This is a genomic window from Acinetobacter gerneri DSM 14967 = CIP 107464 = MTCC 9824 (assembly GCF_000368565.1).
Lineage (GTDB): Bacteria > Pseudomonadota > Gammaproteobacteria > Pseudomonadales > Moraxellaceae > Acinetobacter > Acinetobacter gerneri.
In genome coordinates this window covers 95,381-121,458 of the sequence record NZ_KB849545.1, presented here as the reverse complement: position 1 = coordinate 121,458, position 26,078 = coordinate 95,381, and the positions used below count along the sequence as shown (strand labels likewise).

The following is a 26,078-nucleotide window of genomic DNA, read 5'->3' as shown; positions in this document are numbered from 1 at the left end:
GTAAATGGGCAAATATTGGTAGTCTATAGATCCTCTTCACTACTTTCTTGAGGATTATCATCTGAAGCTAAATCCAACTTAAAATCTTGATCTACAACAAAGGGATAGCCTGTTGCTTTAAAGAGGGCTTTCTGTGTTGCACGGATTACTTTTCTATCCAAAGCTGGAAGTTGAGTGCTTGTTAAAATACTGATATTTGTTATTTTACCTGATCCATCAACACTCAGGCGTAAATTGATATAGCGATTTTGGTTTTCGAGATCATCTTGTGTAATTCTTACTTGAGGGTGTCTTAACCACTGTATGTCTTTAAGTTGTTGCTGTTTAGGCGTATGTCGATTTGGGTTTGAGTTTTGAGGCGTATTTTCAGCAAAAACAGCTTGGTTTAAAATGAGTAAAGTCGTAAATAGAATAATTTTTTTCATATTTAAAATATCGCAGTTCAAAAGTGAAGTCGGATGTATTTTAGATTGTAAGCTGAAATCGCTCAGAAACACGTTAGGTCTGAGCGAGATCGTATTTTATTTTAACGACATTGATTCACAGGAAAATTAATTTGATCGCTTAATGTTGATTTCTTATAAATCCACAGTGTTTTATAAGTACGTTTTACTTGAACTTTACTGTGTTCTACAGCTTCCACTACACGTTGGTCTATCTCATTGACGCCAGAGTGTTTGGTGACTTTGACATGAGAAATGTCACCGTTTTTATTCACTTTAAACTTAAATTTGACTGTGCGATCAGCATATTTTAAAGCTTCACGTGGAACAGAAAGTTGAGGCTGATTTACATATTGGAAAGGAACAGACTTATCATCTTGTTGTTTTAACCAAACTTTAGAATCAAAATGATAGGTACATTGACTGTTTGCAGCGTGTTGATCTTCTGCATCACTCAATTTTAAAGTAAATGTTTGATAGCCAATGGTTGCTTTGGCTTCACCATTTTTTACATAAGGTTTGACGCGTGCTTGCATCACAGCATCAACCAATTTTTGGTCTAGGTTTGAAATGCCAGTGGTTTCTTTGACTTCTGCACGGGTAATTTTGCCAGCAGGATCGGCATAGACACGAATGATTGCGACACGATCCTGATCTTGGAGGTCGGAAGTTTTATAATTTGGATGTGGATATTTGGTCCATTGTAAACGGGTTGTCAGATGTGCAGATTCTGAAGCTGATTTTTGGATGTCGAGTTGCAAACTTTTATCGTGTTTTGCTGCAAAACTTGACGAAAATGGCATGCAAATCATGACAGCGAGGCAGAGTGATCGTTTCATAAGACAATTCGTATGAGCATTTACACATGCTACTTTATGGATGAATAAAAATGTATAAAACAATTCTAAACTTCATGATTTCTACATAAAGTTTAAAATTGTCTTAGTATTTATCGAAAATGCTTTGATCGCAATAAAAAATGCAGCGAAAGGCATGTTGATTTGTTAATGATGGTCTTCGTGACCTTTGGTAATATCGACTTTAAATAAGTCAGATGTTTTGAACCAACAAAATGCGACTACGGCCATCGTCATACAGCCACCAAATAGTGTTGCTGTAATCGTACCGAGATATTTTGCTGCAAGCCCTGATTCAAATGCACCCAATTCATTACTGCTAGACACAAACATTCCGTTTACCGCAGCGACACGACCACGCATATTTTCAGGTGGATAGACTTGTAAAATAGTTTGACGCACGACGACAGAAATACTGTCACAGGCACCTGTCATCGCCAGTGCAAAGAGCGACAGCCAGACATTGCTTGAAAATGCGAAAACGATGGTAAATACCCCAAATCCAGCAACCGCAAATAGCATGTTACGCCATGCATGATGGGTAGGGGGAAACTTGGTTAAGGCAATCATGGTGATCAGTGCACCGATAGACGGGGCTGCACGAAGATAGCCCAAACCTTCAGGACCCACTTTTAAAATGTCTGCTGCAAAGATCGGTAAAAGCGCGACCACACCACCAAATAATACTGAAACAAGGTCTAAGGAAATCGCCCAAAGGACGATTTTAGTTTTCCAAATAAAACGGAAACCTTCACTTAAACTATCCCATAAATTGTTTTGTTCCAGTACTGGGAATGAACGATTTTTGAGGAGGTTAATCAGGATAAAACAGATAAATAAAAGACCAGCAACTAAAAGTAAACTGGTTTCACGTCCAAGCCCTGCCAGCATAAAACCACCAAGCATAGGGCCGATAATGACACCACTTTGCCAACCGATAGTGGTCCATGTTGCACCATTGGCATACAGTTCTCTTGGTATTAAAAACGGTTTGAGCGAGGTCGCCGATGGATTATAAAAACCACGAATAGTACCGAGACCAAAAATGACAGCATAAATACCCCACGATAGGGTACCGATTCCGATGTTGCCGTGATCAAAGCTATAAAAAAGATACCAAAGCACCAGAGGAAGCGGAAATGAAAAAAACAAACAAATTTTCATAATGACTTGTTTGTTAAATTTATCTGCAAAATAACCACCCCAAAGTGACAGGGCAATAAAAGGAATCGCTTCAGCAAGCCCAATCAAACCCAAAGTTAATGGATCTTTGGTGATTTGATATAGAGAAAAAGCAACAATAATTTCTTGTATCAAAATCGCTAGGGTGAGGCAAAATTGATTAATCGTTACAATTGAAAAATCCCGATAGCGTAATGCTGCAAAAGCATCCTGTGCAGGGTTCATTGATGGTCCAATTTTATCATGATGTGATGATTATAAAGATAAAATGCCAATATGTTCACAAAATCATCATTTTTAATATCGGAAATAACATTCATAAATGACCTATTCTCATTTAAAAATAGATTTTTAAATTGCCCGAGTAAATGCGTAAAACGCTTTCGTTTTATACAAAGAACATGTAGAATATCGCCTTCCTTACCTGCCGGTCGATTTGCAATAGTGCAAACGTGCCAAACAGGTGCTTAAAAGAGGTTGCTATGGCTAAATTAAAAACTCGCCGTGGTGCAGCTAAACGCTTCAAAGCGACTGCTAACGGTTTCAAACGCAAGCAAGCGTTCAAACGCCACATCTTGACCAAAAAATCTGCTAAGCGTATCCGTCAATTACGCGGTTGTGTAATGGTTCACGTAAGTGACGTTGCATCAGTTCGTCGTATGTGCCCATACATCTAAGGAGATTATAAATGGCTCGTGTAAAACGTGGTGTACAGGCTCATCGCCGTCACAAAAAAATCCTTGCTCGCGCTAAAGGTTACTATGGTGCTCGTTCACGTGTTTATCGCGTAGCGTTCCAAGCCGTAATCAAAGCTGGTCAATATGCTTACCGTGACCGCCGTCAAAAGAAACGTCAATTCCGTGCTCTATGGATTGCGCGTATCAATGCTGGTGCTCGTCAAAACGGTTTGTCATACAGCCGTATGATCGATGGCTTGAAAAAAGCTCAAGTGATTATCGACCGTCGCGTATTAGCTGACATCGCTATGCATGATGCAGTTGCTTTCGCTGCTTTAGCTGAAAAAGCTAAAGGTGCTTTAGCTGCATAAGCTTAGAGATTCAAAGAAAACCGCCTTTTAGGCGGTTTTTTTATGGTTGAAATTTATTTTCTAGCCCAAACAGATAGGACGATAATGCATAAGATTGCAAAAAATGTAAATTTTGCAAATGCATAATTAGAGACTAGCCAAAAGACACCATACAATAATCCTAAAGAGATAATAATAAATAGAATCAGATAGGTCGTAGATTCTAGAAAAGAAGTTGTTTTTTCGGAATCGTGATTATCATCTTTTTCATTGTTGTTCTCATTCTGTGAAAGATCGAGTGCGTGCGTATTTGATGGGGGAGGCGGAATAGAGTTGAAATCCAGATCAACATACGCATTTTCATAGTTATTAGCTGTATGAGAAATTAAAGTACTCAGCTCATCATTAAGTTGATTTTGGAAAAGACAAATCTCATCATAATGACGATCAATAATTGTCGAAAAAGAATATCGACATTCGCGTGACATGTATTTTTCAGTATCAATCATATCTTGCAGACTTATTAACTTATTGATCAAAGAAAAGGCTAAATTGGTTTCATTTTTAGGATTTTTAAGAAAATTAGAATCATAGCCATCATTTGAAACTAAATTATTTACCAGCGTGAAGCTAGTATCTTGTTTGAAATTAAACCTACTTTCTATGTATTTGGTTTTTATATTTTTATAAATTTCTTTCCAATTTTGCGGTTTAATAAATTGCTCTAAAACTTGTTGTTGTTTTTGATCTAATTTGATGAGCGTAAATAAATAAAACTTATCAGAAGTTTGAGTTGAGGTGAATCCACTAAATTCGCGTGGATCCCATGATGTCTTTAATTCTCTGACTATTTCATTTTGTATATTTACTAAAGCAAAGCTTTCATTTTTTTCTAGAAATACTGCAAGTGGATAGTTCGTTGATTCAAAATTAAATTGTTTAAAATGCGTTGTAAAATTGGGGAAGAGCAGATGAAATGGAATGAGCTTGCAGTGCTGGGTTTGTTGTCCCCTCATATCAACAATGAATTGTCCCACTGAGTCATAAATCAATTCATTTGTTTCAAAGTCACGGATCATGAACAATTGATTTGAGTCAGAACTCCAATCATATTGGATCTCGTAGAGTGCAATTTGATTTTCGAAGTAGCGCTGTGCGTTATGCTGTAAACCTAAAATAAATTGCCAATAATTATTTTTCATATTTTATAAGTGGTGTATCTGAAACTATCATATGATCCTAGCGTTTAACTGATGATATGGAAAGCTAAATGCGTAAACAATATCACTTCCGTAAAGTCCAAAATGATATCTATATTTGGGATGTCGATCATCTTGTTTTGCTGAGCCAAAATTTTCCTGTGATTGAAGTTGAGCTTTCAGCGATTAAAGAGTTGCAAGAAGCATATTGGTTTCCTGATCAGCATCCAACAATACTGCAAATCATCGAACATTTTCAATTGGTCAATGCTGCCGATTTGTCCTATCCAATTATTTTATGTGCAGAAGGGCGGGTGATGGATGGCATGCATCGTGTCGCAAAAGCGAAATTGTTAGGCTATACAAAAATCAAAGCTGTGCAATTTGCTCAAACCCCTGAACCTGATTATAAAAATATAGATGAAAATGAACTGGAATATGGTGATGAATAAAAAGGTATTGTGAATAAATATTACACAATTTCAACATGAAGTTTATAGGTCTTTCTGACTTTCTAACATAAAGTAAGATCAAAATAAAAATCTTTTTGGAGTTGGAAATGCGTGTTGAAATAGAAGGTTTACAGCAAGGTTCAATCGAAGTGGAACTGCAGTCGATTCCAAGGATCGGGGAAACGGTCAAAGTGATGTATGGTGCAGATGCTGAAGTGAAAGGCGAAGTGACTGAGGTGAATCATTATATCAATCAGCATGCCAATGAACATAAGGTTATCTTGACGATTCGACCATTATTTTCATGTGAATAGTTAGATAAAATTCATTGCATTCATTTGCTTTGTATAGATAAAAAGTAGCAAAGATGCGCTACTTTTTTTATGGGGTTTTGAAATGAAAAGAATCAATGTCGTGGGTACTTCAGCTGTAGGTAAAACGACATTTTCAAGAAAATTGGCGGATAAACTTGATCTGAAATATATCGAGTTAGATGATTTATTTTGGTTAAATGATTGGCAAGAATCGAGCGATGAGGATTTCTTTCAAAAGTTACAACAAAAGATTGAAAATGCTTCAAATGGCTATGTGATCGATGGCAACTATACCCGTACAACACATATAAAATGGAAAGAGATCGATACGGTGATTTGGTTGGATTTACCATTTTCAATGAATCTTTTTCAATCTATCAAACGCGCATTTAAAAGATCATTTTATAAAGAAAATTTATGGAAAAACTCAAACAATAAGGAAAGTTTCTCTCAACTTTTAAGTCGAGATTCTATTATTTGGTGGATGATCAAGACTCATGCTAAAAATCGTAAGAAATATATGGAAATGATGGGAGATCCACGTTATGCACATATTCAGTTTATACGTTTAAGAAGCCATGCTGAGATGGCGTATTTTCTAAATCGTTTTTGAGCTAGTGATTTAACTATGGAAATGGCATGATGAGATTGGCAAAATGTGCTGAGGAAGTTGATGCATCTGGTTATGGTCAGGATTTGAAAGAATTACGATACGAACGGGATTTAAATTTATAGATTCTTAAAATAAGTGAGGAAATAATGTCTGATCTAAAATATTTAGAAAATTTGCAAGAAATGGTGAAACATGGACAACATTTTAAGTATCTTTTTTTCTGGGGACATACGCCAAAGCAAGAAAATGCAGCCGATAAAAGTTGTTTAAGTCAGTGGTATCCATCGGCATTTAATGTGGATGGGATTGATTATCCAACGGCAGAGCATTATATGATGGCACAAAAAGCAAAACTGTTTCAAGATCATGAGATTTTTCAACAGATTGTGAGTGTGAAAACGCCAGGCGAAGTAAAAGCTTTGGGCAGAAAAGTTAAAAATTATGATGAAGAAATATGGCAAGCTCATCGTTTTAATATTGTTGTAGAGGGGAATAGAGCTAAATTTTCACAAAATAGTGGGCTGAAGCAATTTCTCCAAAGTACTCAAAATCGAATTTTAGTTGAAGCTTCACCAGTTGATAAGATCTGGGGAATAGGATTGGCAGAAGATCATCTTGATGCAACCAATCCTGAGTCTTGGCAAGGTCTAAATCTTCTCGGTTTTGCCTTAATGGAAGCACGCCAGCAACTTTCAGATTAGAAAATTGCTGGAAATTTCACTTTGAAATGTGTCGCTATTTTATAAACCGAAATAATAGGCGCAAATACAGATAATCACAGTAATGATGATCAGAGCAAATACACCCGTTTTACCTTTGGGATGATGTTGCTGTGTTTGTGGATGTCGAGGCGAAGATGAGAGCTTATTGGTACTTGGCGTCTCATCAAATGGCGACGGTGCTTCGATTTTGGTGAGTCGGGCTGATTTGTAGTGATTGGCTACTTTTACAATAAATTTTGCTTGTAAATCATCTAATTTTTGCGAGAAATGTCTTAGATTGAGCTGTTCATCAGGCGATAAAATTTCACCATTTTCATGGTATGGCTGCTGTATTTTCTCTTGAAGAAAACTCGATAAGGCATCTAATCGAACAAGCGTATCATTGGCATAGTCCGCAGCATATTCCTGTGGCAGAAGCGGAAGATATTGTCCATTTTCAATGATTGTGCCATCTGCATTTTGCACCTGTTTAATCCCATAATAGGGTAGGCCACGATTGTTGGGTTCGATAAAGCCTTGTGCATATTTGCTATTAAACAATTCATTGTCTGTATAGGCTTGGATATCATCCCAATTGGGCTGTGCCAAATCATTGTCGATACGTTTAGTGATTTTTGAACTCAATTCAAAACGCCAGAAAACCTCATTACGAACATCTGAGCGTTGATAAATCGGGGCTTCGTAGTCATTATCACCGCTATACCATTCGGCAAGTTCTTTACCGAAGATCCACGCCGTTTTCTTATTTTTTTCATGACTGACGATGAAATGTGGGATCGCCAAAAGTTCAACATTGGCATTTGGGTTTTGCTCATCGTTTAGCAAGCTCGAACTATGCAAGCTCACACGGTAAACCCCTTGTTTTTTCAAGCCTTCAAGCCAAATTTGAAAATGCTGTGCGAGCAAATGTTGGCTGATCAGATCACGAAATGTAAAGATGTGCTGATTGAAAATAGAATGTTTTACCCAAAACGCAAAACTATAATCTTGGCTTAGGTATTCATTAGCATATGTAACTAAAGCAAGCTCTGGTTTCCAAATTTGATCGAGTGCCATTTGTTGTAGATCTCAGTGACAGTATGATTATTTTATACTTTTTATAAAATAGCGTAAGGGTTTTGTTGAGCATTCTGTCATGAATGCTTGATTATGCATAAAATTATTATAAAAAGCTGAGTATTTTCCTGTGTTATAAACTTCATCCTATTGCATAAAAACTGTTAGAATATCGCGTTATATATTTTCTAAATTTGTTGCTTTGAGAGTTACTATGTCACTGGAAGCCCTGACCACTGAAGCGCTCGCTGCAATCGCAGCAGCAGAAGACCTTGCTACACTTGATTCGGTTCGAGTGCAGTTTACAGGGAAAAAAAGCCAGCTCGCGGAACAATCTAAAGCATTAGGTAAAATGGATCCTGAAGAACGTAAAGTTCAAGGTGCTGCAATTCATGCAGTGCGTGAAGCCATTAATACAGCTTTAAGTGAGCGTCAAACCGAATTACAAAAAGCCGCACTAGAACAAAAACTAGCAAGCGAAACGATTGATATTACATTGCCTGGTCGCGGTCAAGCGATGGGGAGTATCCACCCTGTGACGCAGGTGCAGGAACGTATTTGCCAATTTTTTACTAAAGCTGGATTTACAGTTGCGACTGGTCCTGAAGTTGAAGATGATTATCACAACTTTGAAGCATTGAATATTCCGGGTCATCACCCAGCTCGTGCGATGCATGACACTTTCTATTTTGATGCAAATCATTTACTTCGTACTCATACCTCTGGTGTGCAAGTTCGTACGATGGAAACAAATCAGCCACCGATTCGTATCGTTTGTCCGGGTCGTGTTTATCGCTGTGACTCAGACCAAACGCATTCTCCGATGTTCCATCAAATCGAAGGTTTGTATGTGGCTGAAAATACAAGCTTTGCTGAATTGAAAGGTTTGTTGGTCAATCTACTCAATGAATTCTTTGAAAAAGATTTGAAAGTACGTTTCCGTCCGTCTTATTTCCCATTTACAGAACCAAGTGCTGAAGTGGATATTATGGATGAACGTGGTCGTTGGTTAGAAGTATTGGGCTGCGGTATGGTTCATCCAAATGTGCTTCGCGCTGCGGGTATTGATCCTGAAAAATACAAAGGTTTTGCATTTGGTCTAGGTGTAGAACGTTTTGCAATGCTTCGTTATGGTATCAATGACTTACGTATGTTCTATCAAAATGATGTGCGTTTCTTACGCCAATTTGCTTAATGGTTTTTAATTAATCCTCTCCTAACCTCTCCTTTAAAAGGGGAGGGATGATCAATATCAAAATGATTTAGGGTTCTCCCCCTTTCTCAAAGAGGGAGTTAGAGGGGGATTCAGAATTTAGATTTATAGGTTTTTAAGACAATGAAAATTAGCGAAAATTGGTTACGCACGTGGGTTAATCCTGCAGTTGATAGCGATACTTTATCTGATCAGTTGACTATGCTTGGCTTAGAAGTTGATGAGATGACACCTGCTGCAAAAGCATTTACAGGTGTGGTTGTTGGTGAAGTTTTAACAGTAGAACAGCATCCTGATGCAGATCGTTTACGTGTAACAACAGTTAACATTGGTTCTGGTGAGCCATTGCAAATTGTGTGTGGCGCACCAAACGTTCGTGCTGGAATGAAAGCTCCAGTAGCGACGATCGGCGCAGTTTTACCGGGTGATTTCAAAATCAAGAAAGGTAAACTTCGCGGTATCGAATCACACGGTATGTTGTGTGGTGCTTCAGAGATTGATCTTGAAGATAAATTGGATGGTCTATTAGAACTCCCAGCGGACGCTCCGATTGGTACAAATATCCGTGAATATTTAAATCTTGATGATCATGTGATTGATATCAGCATTACTCCAAATCGTGGCGACTGCTTCAGTATTCGTGGTGTTGCACGTGAAATTGGTGTGATCAATCAACTTGCTGTTAATGCTCCAGCGATTAGTGAAGTTCCTGCGACAATTTCTGATGAGAAAAAAGTTGTTGTAGATACTGAGGGTGCACCGCGCTATCTCGGTCGTGTGATCAAAAATGTAAATACTAAAGCCCCAACACCAGAATGGATGGAGCAGGCGCTTGCTCGTTCAGGTATTCGTCAACATAGTATTTTGGTCGATATTACCAACTATGTCTTGATGGAATTGGGTCAACCATTACATGCTTTTGATGGTGGTAAAGTTGAAGGTGCTGTACACGTTCGTCAAGCAACTGCCAATGAAAAACTTGTGCTTCTCAACGATCAAGAAGTTGAGCTGAGCGAAGATGTGATGGTGATTGCCGATGATCAAAAAGCATTAGCAATTGCAGGGATTATGGGGGGCGTATCATCAGCCGTTTCTGATGAAACCACCGAAATTTTCCTCGAATCAGCATTCTTTGCACCGCTGGCAATCGTTGGTCGTGCTCGTCGTTTTGGTTTGCATACTGATGCTTCACAGCGTTATGAACGTGGTGTTGACTTTGAATTGCCAATGATCGCGATGAACCGAGCTTCACAACTGATTGCTGAATTGGCAGGTGGTGATTTTGGTCCGATTACAGTCGCTGAAAATACTGCACTTTTACCACAGCGTCATGCCATCGAATTGAAACAAGCACAAGTTGATCAATTGCTCGGTTATCAAGTTGAATCAGACTTTATTATAGATGCATTGCAACGCCTAGGCTGTGCTGTAACAGTGAAAGCACAAGGTGAATGGACAGTTGTTCCACCATCTCATCGTTATGATATGGAAATTTATCAAGACTTGATCGAAGAAGTCGCTCGTATTCATGGTTATGACAATATCCAAATGAGTCTACCTGTGATTGATGTCAAATTGGCAAAACATCAAGATCAATTTGAGTTGGCTCAATTGCGTCAAACTGTAGCAACTTTGGGTTATCAAGAAGCAATTAGCTTTAGTTTTGCTGATCTAAAACTTGAAAAACAACTTAACCCAGAAGTCCATCCTTTGATGTTGGCGAACCCAATTTCAAGCGATTTGGCTACTATGCGTTCAACTTTGCTCTCAAGTTTGATTCCATGTGTGCAATATAATTTAAATCGTCAACAAAACCGTGTAAGATTCTTCGAGTTGGGTTTGCGTTTTGATTATCAAAATGCTGAATCTATTGAAGAATTAAAACAAATTCCAACATTGGCATTAATCGCTGTTGGGTCACGTACACCTGAATCTTGGCATGGCAAAGTACAAGCAATGGACTTTTTCGATTTCAAAGGTGAAGTTGAAGAAGTTTTAGCTGCTGGTCGTGTTCAAGCCGAATATGTACGTTCAAACAAATCGTGGTTACATCCGGGTCAGTCTGCTGAAATAGTCGTTGATGGAAAATCAATAGGATATTTAGGTCGATTACACCCTTCTCTCGAGGATGCACTAGATTTGGGCACAACTTGGGTTGCAGAGCTGGACCAATCCGCAGTTTTGCAAACTTATGTATCTAATTTTACAGAATTATCACGTTTTCCGTCGGTTAGACGTGATATTGCGCTGTTAATAGATGATAATATTAATGTTAGAGAAATTCAGCAACTTATCGAAAAGTCTGGCGGAGATCTATTAGACTCAACTTGGTTGTTCGATGTGTATACTGGTCAAGGTGTTGAAAATGGCAAACGCTCTCTGGCATTTGCATTGTTGTGGCAGCACCCATCACGTACGCTTGAAGATGCTGAAATTAAATCTGGAATGGATCATATAATCGAAGTGTTAGAGAACACTTATCAAGCGACATTGAGGGCCTCATGACAGCATTAACAAAAGCAGAAATGGCTGATCATTTAAGTGAGCTTACGAGTTTAAACCGTCGTGAAGCAAAACAAATGGTCGAGTTGTTTTTCGATGAAATCAGCAATGCACTTATTGCTGGAGAACAAGTGAAATTATCAGGCTTTGGTAATTTTGAATTGCGTGATAAACGCCAACGCCCGGGTCGTAACCCTAAAACTGGTGAAGAAATTCCAATTTCTGCTCGCCGTGTGGTTACCTTCCGTGCTGGACAAAAATTTAGACAACGTGTAGGTACTGAGCAAGCAGAAAGCTAATTTCTGTTTGTCCAAATAAAGCCTTAAATAGGAATTCTATTTAAGGCTTTTTTATTGGCTAAGATTTTATTGCTTTAGTTCATTGTTCAAAATGAAATTGAATACAAGCAAATGCCATGTTGAGATATACAGACCAATCCTGAACTAGGCATTAATATTGATATTCATGTTGAACGGGTTTTAAGCCTAGCGTGTATTTCAATCATGATGAATTAAAAGGAGAGAGTTAGTAGGGGGGATTATTTTAATTTATCTTTACTTTTATATAGGCATAAAAAAAGAGAACCAAAGGGTTCTCTTTTTCTCATAATAATCTAAGCGATTATTATTTTGCAGCAGAAGCAGCAGGAGCAGCGTCAACAGCAGCAGAAGCAGCAGCAACAGCAGAAGCAGCTGTGTCAGCAGCAGAAGCAGCTTGTTGAGTAGCAGCATCAGCAGCAGCAGTAGCTTCAGAAGCAGCAGTTACAGCTTGAGAAGCAGCAGCGTTCGCATCAGTAGCTTCTTTTTTAGTACAACCAACGAAAGCCAAAGTAGCAGCAACTGCAGCAACAACAGCGAATTTTTTGAATAACATGGCATCACTCTCATAAAATTAGAGACTATAAAAAACCCAAGTTAGTCTGTTTTGCTCTTATTATTCCTAACGCTAGATAGGTCTAAAACGCATGGAGCAGTCTAACTGGACTAGAAGCTATGCTATCACTGTGCATTTTGAAATACTACTAGCTACTTCAAAAAAATATGAAAAAAAGTGGAAAAATTGGCTATTTTTTAACAGAAAATAACAATCGATTTGCGTATTTATATCGGTTATCCTGAGTTTTATTGTATAAAAATTATATGTTTATAGGAGCTTAGTTATTTATAATCAAAGCTTTAAATATAAAATTACAAAAGCGATAGTCAAATGTATCTTTATGTAAAAGATGTCAACCAAATAAAAAAGCCATCGTTAATGATGGCCTTTTTATTGAAAAGTTCTTTGATTTAGTTTGCTGCTTTACGCTTCATTTGATCAAAGAAATCATCATTTGTTTTGGTTTCTTTCATACGATCAAGCAAGAATTCCATTGCAGCAAGTTCATCCATAGGGTGAAGCAATTTGCGCAAGATCCAAACTTTACGTAGATTTTCTTCACTCATCAAACGTTCTTCACGACGAGTACCTGATTTCTTGATATTCATTGCAGGGAAGACGCGTTTTTCAGCAATACGGCGATCCAAGGTAATTTCTTGGTTACCTGTACCTTTAAATTCTTCATAGATCACTTCATCCATTTTACTGCCTGTTTCAATCAATGCAGTTGAAATGATGGTCAGTGAACCACCTTCTTCGATGTTACGTGCAGCACCGAAGAAACGTTTTGGACGTTCTAATGCATGCGCATCAACACCACCTGTTAAAACCTTACCAGATGAAGGAATTACAGTGTTGTAGGCACGTGCTAAACGAGTGATTGAGTCTAATAAAATCACTACGTCTTTTTTATGTTCAACTAAACGTTTTGCTTTTTCGATCACCATTTCTGCCACTTGAACGTGACGAGCAGGTGATTCATCAAATGTAGAAGCAACAACTTCACCGCGAACTGAACGTTCCATTTCGGTTACTTCTTCTGGGCGTTCATCGATCAATAATACGATCAAGAACACTTCAGGGTTATTACGCACAATCGATTGAGCGATGTTTTGTAACAACATGGTTTTACCCGCTTTTGGCGGAGCAACGATGATAGAACGTTGTCCTTTACCAATAGGCGCAACCAAATCGACTACACGTGCTGTTAAATCTTCTGAAGAACCATTACCTAGTTCCATAACCATTTGTTCGGTTGGGAAAAGAGGCGTTAAGTTTTCGAAAAGGATTTTATTGCGCGAGTTTTCTGGGGTGTCATAGTTAATTTGATTAACTTTTAATAGTGCAAAATAGCGCTCGCCTTCTTTTGGAGGACGGATTGTTCCTGTAATTGTATCCCCAGTGCGCAAATTAAAACGGCGGATTTGTGACGGGCTGACATAGATATCGTCTGGGCCTGCAAGATAAGAACCTGCAGCAGAGCGTAAAAATCCAAAACCATCAGAGAGAATTTCAAGAACGCCATCCCCAAAGATTTCTTCACCATTCATCGCGTGACGCTTTAAGATGGCAAAAATAATATCTTGCTTGCGGTTACGAGCCATTCCTTCAAGGCCCATAAACTCAGCAATCTTGATGAGTTCGCCAATTGGTTTTTTCTTGAGTTCGGTTAAGTTCATATATGATCAGATTGATATAGGATGTGTGGTACACGGATAGAGATCAGCTAAAATCGACGCATTGCAAATGTAGAGACGCAATTGTATTTGCACAATAACAAACTCAGAATCTGATTAAGTTCTTTTGAGGAGAAATGTGTAAAACAATTTCTATTGCCGAGCGGCGATCTTATGTGTTGTGTCTTTCTAAGAAACTGGGAAATTAAAGATTATCCAAATGTTCCTTGAGCATGAAATATAAGTGAGATCTAACGATTTGTCAATTTATAGTCAAAAAAAATACGCCATTTTTATGACGTATTTTATGACTAATTTTTTGATGACTTATAATCAAATATTAAAATTGAATATTTGCTTAGATATTTTCATCAATAAATGCAGTCAATTTAGACTTAGGCACTGCACCGATTTGTTGTGCAACAACTTCACCATTTTTAAACATCAATAATGCTGGAATGTTACGGATGTTGTAGTTTACAGCAGTTGCTTCGCAAGCAGTCACGTCTACTTTAACGATTTTTACTTTGCCTTCGTATTCAGTTGAAAGCACTTCTAATACAGGTGCAATCGCTTTACATGGCGCACACCAGCCAGCCCAGAAATCAACGAGTACAGGTGTGTCAGAATTTAAAACGTCAGCTTCGAAGTTCGCATCTGTCGTATTTACAATGTTTGCAGACATGGAATTTGCTCCAAAATAATTTTAAAACAGCTATGGCGCTAAGTATTACATAGCTAAGTTGATCAAAATAGTCCGTTATGTAATTTTTCGATTTGAATATTCGATTCGCTTAATTGATGAACACAATGCTACACAAATATTTTTTGCAAAAAAATGCTACAAAATATAGATAACTTATTAAGATATTTAAATTTTGATAATTTCTTAAATAAAAATAGGGATTAATTCCTTTTGAAATGATCTTTGCAATCCGATTGCTTTGTCATGAAATTGTCATATATGTTGAAAAAATAAAAACTCGTGACTTTGTCTGAATAAATGGCTTTTAAATTGGGTGGGAGTGAATTAATCTAAGCACAATTCTAAAGAGTTAGTTTAAAAGAATGTCTGATTTTTTGATTGATGAAGAGTTACTTGCTGCTATTGATATGGGGTCAAACAGTTTCCATTTGGCAATTGCTCGTGTGGATCATGGTGAAGTAAAAAAAGTCGCTTCAATGTCAGAAAAAGTACAGCTTGGTGCTGGCTTAGATGAAAATAAAAATTTGACAGAAGTTGCGCAGCAGCGTGGTTTGGATTGTTTGGCTCGTTTTGTGGGGCGTTTAAGTTCGGTGCAACCGAATCGTTTACGTATCGTGGCAACCAATGCCTTACGTCAAGCGAAAAATGGTCATGAATTTATCCAAAAAGCAGCGACTATTTTACCTAAACCCATTGAAATCATTGCAGGACGTGAAGAAGCGCGTCTGATTTACCTCGGTGTTTCACATACGATGGTCAATAGTGGTCGTCGTTTGGTGATTGATATCGGCGGTGGTTCGACAGAGTTGATTATTGGTGAAGAGTTTGAGCCTATTCATACCGAATCTCTACAGATGGGCTGCGTAGCTTTTACCAAGTCGTATTTTCCAGAAGGCGAGATTAGTCAAAAGTCTTTTGATAAAGCGGTCGTTGCTGCACGTAAAGAACTCAATTCTATTGCCAATACTTATAAAGCTGAAGGTTGGGATACTGTTGTTGGTTCGAGTGGGACCATCAAAGCTTGTCGCCAAATCGCAGTGAATATGGGCTGGAGTGATGAGCAAGAAACGCTGACACGTGAAGGCATCGAAAAATTAAAAGATAAGCTTTTAAAATTTAAACATGTATCAGACATGGATTTTGTCGGTCTAAAAGAAGATCGACGTGCGGTATTACCTGCGGGTATCGCGATTTTATATACGGTTTTTGAAGTGCTGAATTTGGATAAATTGGTTTATTCAGATGGCGCATTACGTGAAGGAGTGATGTACGACTTGCTAGGTCGTTTCCAACACGAAGATGTGCGAGATCGTAGCGTACAAGCGATGATGGGGCGTTATGGTGCAGATAGTAAACAAGCGCAGCGTGTCGTCGATACTGCACAGCATTTATTTGATAGTGTGGCTAAAAAACTTAAACTGACCAGTGATGATAGTGATTTGTTGCGTCGTGCTGCATATTTACATGAAATTGGTTTAGCAATTAGCCATAGTGGTTATCAACGTCATAGTGCTTATCTATTACAGCATTCAGACATTCCTGGTTTTTCACAAATTGATCAAAACCATTTGGCACATTTGGTCGCTCATCATCGCCGAAAATTGCGAAATGACACCAAAAATGAAGTACAAAAAGTCGGCGGAGACAGTCTTGTTTATCTTTGTTTGATTTTGAGACTCGCTGTTTTACTCAATCATAGCCGTAGCGATGAGATGCTTCCTGCCATTGAATTAACGGTGCATGATGCGCAACAATGGCAACTCAGCGTTTCTGGTGATGCCAAACAATGGCCACTGCTTGTAGCTGATTTGCACGATGAGCAAGTTCAGTTTAAGCACTGGGATATTGAATTGAATATTCAGTCGGAACAATTTGTTGATCATTAAAAATCTTTTGCGATTTATCAATGCAACAAACAATTTATCAGTTAACTAGATATTGGTTAATTCAAGGATAATAATCGACTTATGAAAAATAAAGCTGCTCAATCTAAAGCATGGAAAACTGTTCAAATTGCGCGTCATCCAGACCGTCCGCAATTTTTAGATTATGTGAGTGAAATTTTTACCGAATTCGATACATTACATGGTGATCGATTATACGGTGATGACGGTGCAATGGTCGGCGGTTTAGCACGTTTTGATGGAAAACCTGTGATGGTGGTCGGTCAACATCGTGGTCGTAGTACCCGTGAGAAGTTACAGCACAATTTCGGGATGTGTAATCCTGAAGGTTATCGTAAATCTCAGCGCTTACTTGATATGGCTGAGCGTTTCAATCTTCCAGTATTTACCTTTATTGACACTATGGGTGCATATCCTGGTGTAGGTGCAGAAGAACGCGGTCAAGCTGAAGCAATTGCGACTAGCCTTGCACAACTTTCAAGCCTTAAAGTTCCTGTTATTGCTACAGTTTTAGGTGAAGGTGGTTCTGGTGGTGCACTCGGTATCGGTGTGGCAGATAAAGTAATTATGCTTTCACACAGTATCTATTCTGTGATTTCACCAGAAGGCTGTGCATCTATTTTGTGGAAAACTGCAGAAAAAGCTGAACAGGCGAGTGAAGCACTTGCGCTTACTGCCGATAAATTAAAAGAAATCGGTATCATCGAATATGTTGTCGATGAAGGTGAGGGCGCTCATTTACATCCACTTGAGGTTATGGAAAAACTCAAAGATGTGTTAAAACAAGCACTCGATGAAGTTCAACCTATGGAAGCCGATGAGCGATGCGAAGCACGTTATCAGCGTTTAATGAAATTTGGCAGCGACAATGCCGGCTTAGCATCTTAAAACAGTTAGATACTTTTCCAGAAAATACCCAATTTCTGATTGGATGTAGCGGTGGCATGGATTCCATGCTCTTGCTACATCTCATGTCTTTGATTTGTCCAAATAAAATACGTGCAATCTATATCGATCATCAGCTGCAAAAAATCAGTGCTGAATGGGGCGATTTTGTCGCAGAACAATGCCAAAAACTCAAAATTCCATACATCATTGAAAAAGTCGACGTTGCTACAGGCAATATGGAAAATCAGGCACGCCAAGCAAGATATACCGCATATCAGCAGCATATCGCGACTCATGAAGTCTTAGTTCTGGCTCATCATCAACAAGATCAAGCTGAAACTGTGATGCTTAGACTGTTGTCTGGAGCAGGGGTTAATGGTCTTGCTGCTATGCAGACATTCGATGTGCGTGATCAATTGAGTATTTGGCGACCACTTTTGGATTTGTCTCGTGAGCAGATTTGCCAATGGGTGCATGAGCTAGATATCAGTTATATTGATGATCCATCAAATTTAGATACCCGCTATGATCGTTCATGGTGTCGACATGAACTTTGGAATATTTTGCAAAGCCGTTTTCCAAAAATGCAGCAATCTTTGGCACGCACCAGTATGCTGATGCAGGATGCAAATCAAATTTTAGATGAAGTTGTGGTCGAAGATTTAAACTTTTGCGGTGATCAGAATCAACTTGATTTGACAAAATTGGGCACGCTTTCTGAGGCAAGACAGCGACAATTACTTTCATCTTGGATCAAAGGTGAAGGGCAATATCGACCTGCCTTTGAAATGGTACAGCGCATTCAACATGAAGTGATTCAAGCAAAATCCGATCGACAGGCAGCTGTGCATTGGTCAGGATATTATTATGTTCGCTATCAAAATGTGCTGTATCGGCTAGAAAAACAGCAATATTTAGCTGAAAAAAATGATGAAATTGAAGTAGAACAAGCGCTGAAACTAGGGCTCGATCAAGAGATTGAGCTGCCTAGCGGTCATTTTTATATCAAAAAGACTAAAATGGGTCTATCTTTTGCATTATTAAATCAAAAGTTGGATTTAAAACAGCGTCAAGGTGGTGAGAAAATCCATTTATTCGGGCGTGTTGGGGCGTGGCCATTGAAAAAAGCAATTCAAGAAGCACAAATTTTTCCATGGAAGCGTCATACAATTCAAATATTAAGCATAGATAATGTTATGCTTGGTGTTTTTACGCCGAAAGGTTTTTGGTTAGCACAATCTTCCTATTGTGAAATAGATGGTTGGCAGCCAGAATTGATTTCTTCGTTATAAAAGATTCAAGGTCGAGCGAAATTTATGAGTGCAGCTTTAAATTGTAATATTTGTTTTATCGGTGGCGGTAATATGGCTCAAGCCCTAATTGGTGGCTTGATTAATCGTGGTTTACCTGCAACACGTATTACTGTTTCAGATCCGGTAGAGAAAGTTCGACAGCTATTACAAGAAAAAGATGTACATGTCACAGATGATAATATCGCAGCAATTAAAGATGCAGATGTTGTGGTATTTGCGGTAAAACCACAAGTTTTGGCAAATGTACTGAAACCATTAAAAGGTTTGTTTGAAGGAAAGTTGATTATTTCAATCGTCGCAGGTGCTGAAATAAACACAATTTCCAATCTCACAGGCACAGACCAAATCGTTCGTGTGATGCCAAATACACCAGCGCTTGTGCAAACAGGTGCACACGGTTTATATGCAACAGATGTTGTTGCAGCCAAAGACCGTGATTTGGCAAGCCAAGTATTATCAGCAACTGGTTTGACGATTTGGGTAAATACTGAAGCGCAAATCGATGCAGTGACAGCAGTTTCAGGTTCAGGTCCAGCATATTTCTTTTATATGATGGAAAGTATGATCCGAGCTGGAAAAAATTTAGGCTTAGATGAAAAAGTGGCAACAGCTTTAACCTTGCAAACAGCTTTGGGTGCTGCTCAAATGGCGATCACAAGTTCAAATTCTCCAGCAGAATTGCGTAAAAATGTGACTTCACCAAATGGGACAACTCAGGCGGCTTTAGAAGTTTTTGATCGTGCTCAAATTTCACAAAATATTCAAACAGCGCTTGCTGCTGCACAAAAACGTAGCCAAGAACTCGCTCAAGAATTAAGTGATAGCACGAAGTAATCGATTTTTTTTAGGAAAGTTCAAGTATGGGTGCAAATTCTGCGCTAATTTTTGGCATCATCATTAACGTCGCAATATTGCTTGTATTCTTCCGTTTTTTAATGCAATTGGCGATGGTCACTCCATATAATCCAGTTGTGATGTCTACGGTCAAAGCAACCAAAATAGTAGACATTTTTGGGCGAATTTTTCCGACGATTGCCAAAGGTCGAGTCAATTTAGCAGCATTGGTGTTGTTAGTTGTACTGTATTTATTGAAAATGTACGGCATGATGTACCTACAAGGGATTATGCCAAATGGTTCAGTACATTTATTGATTTTGACTTTTGTCACCATGATCCAAGATTTGATCAGGTTCTGTCGTTATTTGATTTTTGCGACCATTATTTTGAGTTGGGTGGTGATGTTTACCCAGTCTCGTTCACCTTATATTGAAGTAATTCAAGAGCTTGCAGAGCCTTTGCTTGCGCCATTTCGTAAAATTTTACCGAATATGGGCATGATTGATTTATCTCCAATCTTGGCTTTCTTTGCTTTATATATTGCTGATCGCTTAATGACTGAAGCTGCGAGTACGCTTTTGATGGGGCTATAAAAGCGATATTCTATAGAAAAAAGCACGTCGAAATGACGTGCTTTTTTTATATTCAATATCATGATTTAAGTTTCAAAATACTAAAGCACAACAAAATCCGATGAAGGTCATATTAAACTGAGCTGTTATAAATAAAACAAACAAGGATGGAAAATGAGCAACACTGTAACATTGCATCGGGTATTTAGTGCACCAGCAGAACGCGTATATCGGGCATTTTTAGATCCAGATGCATTGGTCAAATGGATGGCACCCCATGGATTTACTGCAAAAGTCCACCATTTAGAGGAGAGAATGGGCGGGACTTATAAAATGTCATTTAGTAATTTTAGTACGGGGACAAGTCACGCATTTGGTGGTACATACATCGAGCTGATCCCTGAACAATTGATTCGTTATACCGATCAATTTGAAGATGCAAATTTAGATGGAACGATTGAAATGAAAATAGAATTTCGTTCTGTACCGATGGGGACGGAAGTTATCATCACCCAGTCTGGGATTCCTGACGCGATTCCTCTTTCGGCATGTTATTTGGGGTGGCAAGAATCTTTGCAACTTTTAGGACTCTTGGTCAATCCAAGTATTCCTGATCAATAGTATTCACTTGAAAATCCACCTTAGACGTGGATTTTTTTATAGATTTGATTTAGATTTTTTGAATAATATGAATTTGAGCAATGAAAATGCCATACAAACAAAAAATATTTAAATTAATTTTGATCGTATTTCTTCAAACAACAGCTTTTACTACAGTCTTGGCTAAACCTAGTCCAAATGTTGATTATCTAGAGCTCAATATAGATGTGATCAAACGATTGATGATTTTTTCAGAACAAGAACATTTCGCTGAATTTGCATCTGGAAGCAAAACTAGACATTATATTTTAAATGAAAGTATACGCTTGGCGAGTTTGAACTTCGTTTTACTGTATAAAGAAAAACAGCCGACACAAGCGGATTTGCTGAATACTTTGCAAGAAACCATCAATAAAATTCCACGTGATAGATTTGATACTGATGAGGCTGAACAAATCGCCACAAATTTTGAAAATATAATGGACATTGTGGGCTTAGAGAGTTCAAATGGTATATTGAATACATGGATGTACGGTGAAGAAATATCAAATATGATTGAAAAACAGCGACATAATACGCAGTCTAAGTGATGGAAATGAAGTGAGGAAAATAATGTGACAATTACAATAAAGCGGATCTATAGCGAAGCCCTTGATTCAGATGGTAAACGTATTTTGGTGGATCGACTTTGGCCACGAGGTATCAAAAAAGAGGTCGCGAAAATTGATCTTTGGGCGAAAGAAATAACGCCATCAAATGAACTGCGTAAATGGTATCACGAAGATATGCCTGCACGTTGGGAAGAGTTTCAGGTGCGCTATCAAGCTGAGCTTGCTGAACATCATGATCAATTACAGCAACTTAAAGCTCTCGCAAAGCAAGAACATATTACACTTCTAACCGCAGCTAAAAATGAACATCAAAATCATGCCACAGTGCTGAAATCTATTTTAGAGTCTTAGGAAGAACATCTTTGTTGCTGTAAAATAGAAGTTGTTTTTTATTTTTTGACTAGGGAAATATCGTGGAGATTATTCCTTACAAAAAATATTGATTTTAACTTTTTGAAAATAAAATAAAAATGCTATAGTTTAGGTTTTTTGAGGTGAGTCATGTCTTTACCTAATTGCCCAAAATGTTCATCAGAATACGCTTATGAAGATGGTGATTTACTGATCTGCCCAGAATGCGCACACGAATGGAAAGAAGGGGAAACTTCATATAATAGTAATGATGAAATTATTAAAGATGCATTCGGTAATGTTTTAACTGACGGTGATGCGGTTAGCGTCATCAAAGATTTGAAGTTGAAAGGCTCTTCCTCAGTAGTGAAAGTCGGAACGAAAGTAAAGAATATTCGTTTAATCTCGGATGCTTCAGATGGTCACAATATTGACTGTAAAGTCGATGGAATCGGTGCAATCAAATTAAAATCTGAATTTGTCAAAAAAGCTTAAGCATCCAAACCCTAGTATCTACTAGGGTTTTTTATTTTTAAACTGTCATTTACTTTTATTAAAACGATAAATTCATAAAATTTTTACAATAAATAGAAATTTTAAAGTAAGATTTTTATTATAAATTCAAGAAAAATACGAGAATATTTAAATGAAGCAATTCGATTTAAAGCAAAGGGCAATTGAGTTTTTAGGATTGATTACACAAGGGGAAATACAACAAGCTTATGCAGATTATGCGGCAGAAAACATGATCCATCATAATGCTTATTTTAAAGGGGACCGCGAGAGTTTAAAAAATGGGATGTTGGCAAATGATCAACTTTTTCCACATAAAATCTATGATGTAAAACATGTTTATCAAGATCAAGAAACAGTGATTGTTCATGCACATTTACGCTTCGAAATAGATGATATAGGGATGAATGTCATACATATTTGTCGATTTGAACAGGCAAAAATAGTTGAACTTTGGGATATTGGGCAAACGATTCCAACTGAAAAATTAAATGAAAATGGTGTGTTTTAATGCCGCCATTTCTACCCTGATATTTTATTAAAAAACAAATAAATGAAAGAGAATATCTATGCTAGAAGAACCAGAAGGACAAAATATCCAAAAGGATTCAGTGCTGAATCCAAAAAGAATTGCACAATTATTTTTAAAACCTAAACAATTTTTTCAAGATTTACCAAAACTTGATACTCAATACATTCATTTTGCGACATTGCTTGTCGGAATTTTGATGATTATGGACCGTATCGATCAACAATTATTGAAAATTTCCTTAAATGAAAATCCTGATTTTAGTCGTTACGCATTTATTTTGGAGCGTTGGTCGAACTATTGGATTTTTGTTTTTGTGCTTGGTTTATTTGCCAGTGTTATCGTTTGGTTTGTCTATGGATGGTTTTATAAAATTCGTTTGACATGGTCTGGTGTGGATAATCCTGATAGTACTTTGGTTCGGCAAGTAAACGTTTTGCAGTGGTGTATTTTTGCGATTCCTATTTTTATCATTACTTTGCTACAAACTTTTATATATGAAAATTATTTGGCAGCATTTTTGAGCGATGAAATATGGACAGGGATATTGATCATGGCGATGAGTTTATATTCGAGTTGGGTGAGCTATATCGCTGTTAAAACAATATTTTCAGTCAATAAGTGGGGAATATTTTGGTTTTTATTGTTGCCACTTGTGAGCTACATCTTGATTGTAATCATTTATATTATGAGAGTACTGTAGTTATTTTATGATTTAATTTTTTGATTTTACAAGGGGATACCATGCAGAAGCTTTTTAAAACCGATATGTTATATGCAGATCAAACATTTGAAACTTCAAGTGATTTGGGTTTGTTATCTAAACAAGAAATTTTGGCTTTTTTTGATCAAGTTGATTGGTATGAGCAGGCTGAGTTGGCAGATCACGAGGAATTTTCACCAACACTGAGTGTTGAGGATCAGGATAAAAAGAGGCTCTTTTGGGTAGCTGTAATAGGAAATAAAACATCGATCATATTTTTAGTAGAAACAGATATAGATATTGAGCTGAGAAAAAAATTTTTAGGTCTATTCAGTTATCGGTCTCGTGTAGATTCCATTACAAAAGAACTAAATCAACAACAAGCGCGTCAATTTTTAGAACTTTTTATGGATCAGCAAGATCAAAGAATTTATGATTTATATATACAAAAGAAATAACAAATTTCCTTTTGCAACTTAAAATAATTCATCTATATTTCATGTTAATAGCGTAATTTATATTGATTCAAACGCTGAAAATCACAAAAAACCGTAATAACAAAAGAGGTGGGAAATGTCTGGAATTTATGAAATTAGTCAAGCCAAAGACGGTCAATATCGTTTTGTACTCAAAGCGGGTAATGGTGAAGTCATTTTGACAAGTGAACTCTATAAAGCGAAAGCTTCAGCACAAAATGGTATCGAGTCTGTGCAAAAGAATAGTCCAGATGAGAGTAAGTATGAGCGTTTAACTGCAAAAAATGGCAAGCCATATTTCAATTTAAAAGCTGCAAATCATCAAATCATTGGTACGAGTCAGCTTTATGCAAGTGAACAATCACGTGATCATGGTATTGAATCTGTGAAAACAAACGGTCCTTCAACACATATTAAAGATTTAACTGTTTAATAGCGTTAGAATCATTAAAAGCATGTTTATACATGCTTTTTTTATTGAAAAAGAAAGCTAATTTTATCGAATTTAGCTCTTAGTTTGAGTTCAACCTCTGAAAAGACTATGATCTTTGAGAGATCACATTTTAGTGCTTTAGGGCTGGAGAGTCGTATGTGGGATGAACGCTATAGTGAAGCAGAATATGTTTATGGGAAAAAGCCCAATGACTTTTTAGCTGAAAATTATGAAAGGATTCCTCAAGGCAAAGTGCTAAGCCTCGCAGAAGGTGAAGGACGAAATGCTGTATTTCTCGCCTTACAAAATTATGATGTGACGGCAGTTGACGCTTCACAAGTTGGCTTGGATAAAGCACAAAAATTGGCTGCGGAAAACCAAGTCAAAATCAACACAATTCAAGCAAATCTAGATGATTTTGAGATTGAAGAAAATGCATGGGATGGCATTATTTCCATCTTTTGTCCAATGACTGAGAGCCAAAGACATGTTTTGCATCAAAAGGTGATAAAAGGATTGAAAAAGGATGGGGTATTTTTGCTTGAAGCTTATACACCTGAACAACTTCAATTTGCTACTGGTGGTGGTCAATCTACCGAATTGATGACCACGAAAGAATCATTAGAGCGTGATTTTTCAGGGCAGTTAAAAGTCCTGAAATTACACCGAATTGAACGCCGAGTTGTTGAAGGAAAATATCATACGGGTATGGCTTCTGTCGTACAATTGATTGCAGTAAAAGCTTAGTAAATAGCAATATTTTTGAAAAAAGGGTAGTTTATGAGAAAAATAACTATATTTTTTAGTTTAATTATCCTGTGTTTTGTTGCAATATTTTTTGCTACTCCCTACTGGACTTTATACAAGATCAAGCAAGCAGTTGATCAAAATAATGCAGAGGCTTTGTCTTCATATATTGATTATCCAAGCTTGAGAAACAATTTAAAACCGCAAATCCAACAACAGATTCAACATAAATTGGGTGTAGATCATCCTGATAATCAAATTGAAGCGTGGGGGGCGGTAGTTTCAGAAAAACTGTCTAATCAAGTCGTGGATTTGGTGGTTAATCCAGAGGCTATTCAGTTGTTATTGCAAGGAAAGGCTTTAAAAGAGTCGATCAAATTACCCTCTGATCAGGTGATTTCCCCAATAAAAAAATGGTTTAATAAAATTGAAAATATATTTGGAGTTGATTCAAAGCCAGAATTATCCATTTCCCCAAATGCAATAGTCTCTGAAAAAGAACCGCAAAAAACAAGTGAAGAAAAGCATATTTCTAGTGATATTTCAGGTGAAAAATCACAAGAAAAAATTAGTATGCATTATCAGGATTTAAACCATTTTGAAGTCATTATTCCCAGTGATGATGGTCAGAAGACTAGTTTTATTTTAAAAAGAGAAGGAATAAACTGGAAAATTGTAAATATTAAAATTAAGTTTTTTTAATAAATAGTATTAAATATTAAGGTTTAATTTATAATAAAAACATGTCTTTACAAACGGTTAT

Annotated in this window: 32 protein-coding genes; 24 read left to right on the top strand and 8 right to left on the bottom strand. The window is 37.4% G+C overall.

The window, feature by feature from the left end:
* Positions 1-23 precede the first annotated feature (23 nt).
* The 3 genes from F960_RS21605 to F960_RS15640 form a co-directional block, all read right to left on the bottom strand.
* Positions 24-425: an energy transducer TonB family protein gene (locus F960_RS21605; RefSeq protein ID WP_004867333.1), complete on the bottom strand. Its 402-nt coding sequence runs from the start codon at positions 423-425 to the stop codon at positions 24-26.
* A 101-nt stretch (positions 426-526) separates the two neighbouring features.
* Entirely contained in the window at positions 527-1,282 is a 756-nt protein-coding gene (locus F960_RS15645; protein WP_035373345.1) for an energy transducer TonB, read from the bottom strand.
* Positions 1,283-1,447: 165 nt separating this feature from the next.
* The gene (locus tag F960_RS15640) at positions 1,448-2,707 is read right to left on the bottom strand and encodes an MFS transporter (RefSeq protein ID WP_004867329.1); all 1,260 of its coding nucleotides are present in this window, start codon (positions 2,705-2,707) and stop codon (positions 1,448-1,450) included.
* A gap of 257 nt (positions 2,708-2,964) precedes the next feature.
* Between F960_RS15640 and rpmI the strand changes: the two genes are divergently transcribed.
* Together rpmI and rplT are read left to right on the top strand one after the other, a co-directional pair.
* Positions 2,965-3,159 carry a 50S ribosomal protein L35 gene (gene rpmI / locus F960_RS15635; RefSeq protein WP_001096359.1) on the top strand — a complete coding sequence of 65 codons (195 nt, stop codon included), beginning with the start codon at positions 2,965-2,967 and terminating at the stop codon, positions 3,157-3,159.
* A gap of 11 nt (positions 3,160-3,170) precedes the next feature.
* Positions 3,171-3,530, top strand: coding sequence for a 50S ribosomal protein L20 (rplT, locus tag F960_RS15630; protein ID WP_004867327.1), 360 nt, complete (start codon positions 3,171-3,173; stop codon positions 3,528-3,530).
* A 53-nt stretch (positions 3,531-3,583) separates the two neighbouring features.
* Here rplT and F960_RS15625 read toward each other — a convergent pair whose 3' ends face one another.
* Complete coding sequence (locus F960_RS15625) at positions 3,584-4,711, bottom strand: hypothetical protein (RefSeq protein WP_004867324.1); 1,128 nt, start codon at positions 4,709-4,711, stop codon at positions 3,584-3,586.
* Positions 4,712-4,779: 68 nt separating this feature from the next.
* Here F960_RS15625 and F960_RS15620 point away from each other — a divergent pair, with 68 nt between their 5' ends.
* The 4 genes from F960_RS15620 to ybiA all read left to right on the top strand — a co-directional run bounded on the left by F960_RS15620 (position 4,780) and on the right by ybiA (position 6,788).
* A complete protein-coding gene (locus tag F960_RS15620) occupies positions 4,780-5,160 on the top strand; it encodes a ParB N-terminal domain-containing protein (protein WP_004867322.1) in 381 nt (126 codons plus the stop codon).
* A gap of 107 nt (positions 5,161-5,267) precedes the next feature.
* Complete coding sequence (locus F960_RS15615; protein ID WP_004867320.1) at positions 5,268-5,474, top strand: hypothetical protein; 207 nt, start codon at positions 5,268-5,270, stop codon at positions 5,472-5,474.
* A gap of 82 nt (positions 5,475-5,556) precedes the next feature.
* A complete protein-coding gene (locus tag F960_RS15610) occupies positions 5,557-6,087 on the top strand; it encodes a P-loop NTPase family protein (RefSeq protein ID WP_004867318.1) in 531 nt (176 codons plus the stop codon).
* A gap of 146 nt (positions 6,088-6,233) precedes the next feature.
* Entirely contained in the window at positions 6,234-6,788 is a 555-nt protein-coding gene (gene ybiA / locus F960_RS15605; protein ID WP_004867315.1) for a riboflavin biosynthesis intermediates N-glycosidase, read from the top strand.
* 39 nt (positions 6,789-6,827) lie between these two features.
* Here ybiA and F960_RS15600 read toward each other — a convergent pair whose 3' ends face one another.
* Positions 6,828-7,865, bottom strand: coding sequence for a hypothetical protein (locus F960_RS15600; RefSeq protein ID WP_004867314.1), 1,038 nt, complete (start codon positions 7,863-7,865; stop codon positions 6,828-6,830).
* Between the two features lie 214 nt (positions 7,866-8,079).
* Between F960_RS15600 and pheS the strand changes: the two genes are divergently transcribed.
* The 3 genes from pheS (at position 8,080) to F960_RS15585 (ending at position 11,879) form a co-directional block, all read left to right on the top strand.
* On the top strand, positions 8,080-9,060 hold the full coding sequence (gene pheS, locus F960_RS15595; protein WP_004867311.1) for a phenylalanine--tRNA ligase subunit alpha: 981 nt from the start codon (positions 8,080-8,082) through the stop codon (positions 9,058-9,060).
* A gap of 141 nt (positions 9,061-9,201) precedes the next feature.
* Complete coding sequence (gene pheT / locus F960_RS15590) at positions 9,202-11,583, top strand: phenylalanine--tRNA ligase subunit beta (protein WP_004867309.1); 2,382 nt, start codon at positions 9,202-9,204, stop codon at positions 11,581-11,583.
* A complete protein-coding gene (locus tag F960_RS15585) occupies positions 11,580-11,879 on the top strand; it encodes an integration host factor subunit alpha (RefSeq protein ID WP_004867307.1) in 300 nt (99 codons plus the stop codon). Before pheT ends, F960_RS15585 begins: the two co-directional genes overlap by 4 nt.
* 325 nt (positions 11,880-12,204) lie before the next feature.
* Here the strand turns inward: F960_RS15585 and F960_RS15580 are convergent, their stop codons facing one another.
* The 3 genes from F960_RS15580 to trxA form a co-directional block, all read right to left on the bottom strand.
* Positions 12,205-12,453: a hypothetical protein gene (locus F960_RS15580; protein WP_004867306.1), complete on the bottom strand. Its 249-nt coding sequence runs from the start codon at positions 12,451-12,453 to the stop codon at positions 12,205-12,207.
* 413 nt (positions 12,454-12,866) lie between these two features.
* Positions 12,867-14,135 carry a transcription termination factor Rho gene (rho, locus tag F960_RS15575; protein ID WP_004867303.1) on the bottom strand — a complete coding sequence of 423 codons (1,269 nt, stop codon included), beginning with the start codon at positions 14,133-14,135 and terminating at the stop codon, positions 12,867-12,869.
* 355 nt (positions 14,136-14,490) lie between these two features.
* The gene (gene trxA / locus F960_RS15570) at positions 14,491-14,817 is read right to left on the bottom strand and encodes a thioredoxin (RefSeq protein WP_004867302.1); all 327 of its coding nucleotides are present in this window, start codon (positions 14,815-14,817) and stop codon (positions 14,491-14,493) included.
* A gap of 383 nt (positions 14,818-15,200) precedes the next feature.
* Here trxA and ppx point away from each other — a divergent pair, with 383 nt between their 5' ends.
* From ppx to F960_RS15495, 15 genes are all read left to right on the top strand, one after another.
* On the top strand, positions 15,201-16,724 hold the full coding sequence (gene ppx / locus F960_RS15565) for an exopolyphosphatase (RefSeq protein ID WP_004867300.1): 1,524 nt from the start codon (positions 15,201-15,203) through the stop codon (positions 16,722-16,724).
* Positions 16,725-16,805: 81 nt separating this feature from the next.
* Positions 16,806-17,630, top strand: a complete 825-nt coding sequence (locus tag F960_RS15560) for an acetyl-CoA carboxylase carboxyltransferase subunit alpha (protein ID WP_004867298.1) — start codon at positions 16,806-16,808, stop codon at positions 17,628-17,630.
* Entirely contained in the window at positions 17,567-18,922 is a 1,356-nt protein-coding gene (tilS, locus tag F960_RS15555; RefSeq protein ID WP_081401796.1) for a tRNA lysidine(34) synthetase TilS, read from the top strand. The genes F960_RS15560 and tilS overlap by 64 nt, the downstream gene beginning before the upstream one ends.
* A gap of 24 nt (positions 18,923-18,946) precedes the next feature.
* Positions 18,947-19,777: a pyrroline-5-carboxylate reductase gene (gene proC / locus F960_RS15550; RefSeq protein WP_004867294.1), complete on the top strand. Its 831-nt coding sequence runs from the start codon at positions 18,947-18,949 to the stop codon at positions 19,775-19,777.
* A gap of 26 nt (positions 19,778-19,803) precedes the next feature.
* Entirely contained in the window at positions 19,804-20,373 is a 570-nt protein-coding gene (locus F960_RS15545; RefSeq protein WP_004867292.1) for a YggT family protein, read from the top strand.
* A gap of 153 nt (positions 20,374-20,526) precedes the next feature.
* Positions 20,527-20,973, top strand: coding sequence for an SRPBCC family protein (locus tag F960_RS15540; RefSeq protein WP_004867291.1), 447 nt, complete (start codon positions 20,527-20,529; stop codon positions 20,971-20,973).
* Between the two features lie 86 nt (positions 20,974-21,059).
* Positions 21,060-21,542 (top strand): DUF4844 domain-containing protein, encoded by a 483-nt coding sequence (locus F960_RS15535; protein ID WP_004867289.1) that lies wholly within the window; start codon positions 21,060-21,062, stop codon positions 21,540-21,542.
* Between the two features lie 24 nt (positions 21,543-21,566).
* Complete coding sequence (locus F960_RS15530) at positions 21,567-21,914, top strand: DUF488 domain-containing protein (protein WP_004867287.1); 348 nt, start codon at positions 21,567-21,569, stop codon at positions 21,912-21,914.
* Positions 21,915-22,064: 150 nt separating this feature from the next.
* Positions 22,065-22,409 (top strand): zinc ribbon domain-containing protein YjdM, encoded by a 345-nt coding sequence (locus F960_RS15525; protein WP_004867285.1) that lies wholly within the window; start codon positions 22,065-22,067, stop codon positions 22,407-22,409.
* 151 nt (positions 22,410-22,560) lie between these two features.
* Entirely contained in the window at positions 22,561-22,938 is a 378-nt protein-coding gene (locus F960_RS15520) for a nuclear transport factor 2 family protein (RefSeq protein ID WP_004867284.1), read from the top strand.
* 58 nt (positions 22,939-22,996) lie between these two features.
* Positions 22,997-23,659 (top strand): YIP1 family protein, encoded by a 663-nt coding sequence (locus F960_RS15515; RefSeq protein WP_004867282.1) that lies wholly within the window; start codon positions 22,997-22,999, stop codon positions 23,657-23,659.
* Between the two features lie 41 nt (positions 23,660-23,700).
* Positions 23,701-24,117, top strand: coding sequence for a hypothetical protein (locus tag F960_RS15510; protein WP_004867280.1), 417 nt, complete (start codon positions 23,701-23,703; stop codon positions 24,115-24,117).
* Positions 24,118-24,232: 115 nt separating this feature from the next.
* Positions 24,233-24,568: a YegP family protein gene (locus tag F960_RS15505; protein ID WP_004867279.1), complete on the top strand. Its 336-nt coding sequence runs from the start codon at positions 24,233-24,235 to the stop codon at positions 24,566-24,568.
* A gap of 156 nt (positions 24,569-24,724) precedes the next feature.
* Positions 24,725-25,315: a class I SAM-dependent methyltransferase gene (locus F960_RS15500; protein WP_004867277.1), complete on the top strand. Its 591-nt coding sequence runs from the start codon at positions 24,725-24,727 to the stop codon at positions 25,313-25,315.
* A 33-nt stretch (positions 25,316-25,348) separates the two neighbouring features.
* The gene (locus F960_RS15495; RefSeq protein ID WP_004867275.1) at positions 25,349-26,017 is read left to right on the top strand and encodes a DUF2939 domain-containing protein; all 669 of its coding nucleotides are present in this window, start codon (positions 25,349-25,351) and stop codon (positions 26,015-26,017) included.
* The last annotated feature ends 61 nt before the right edge of the window (positions 26,018-26,078 follow it).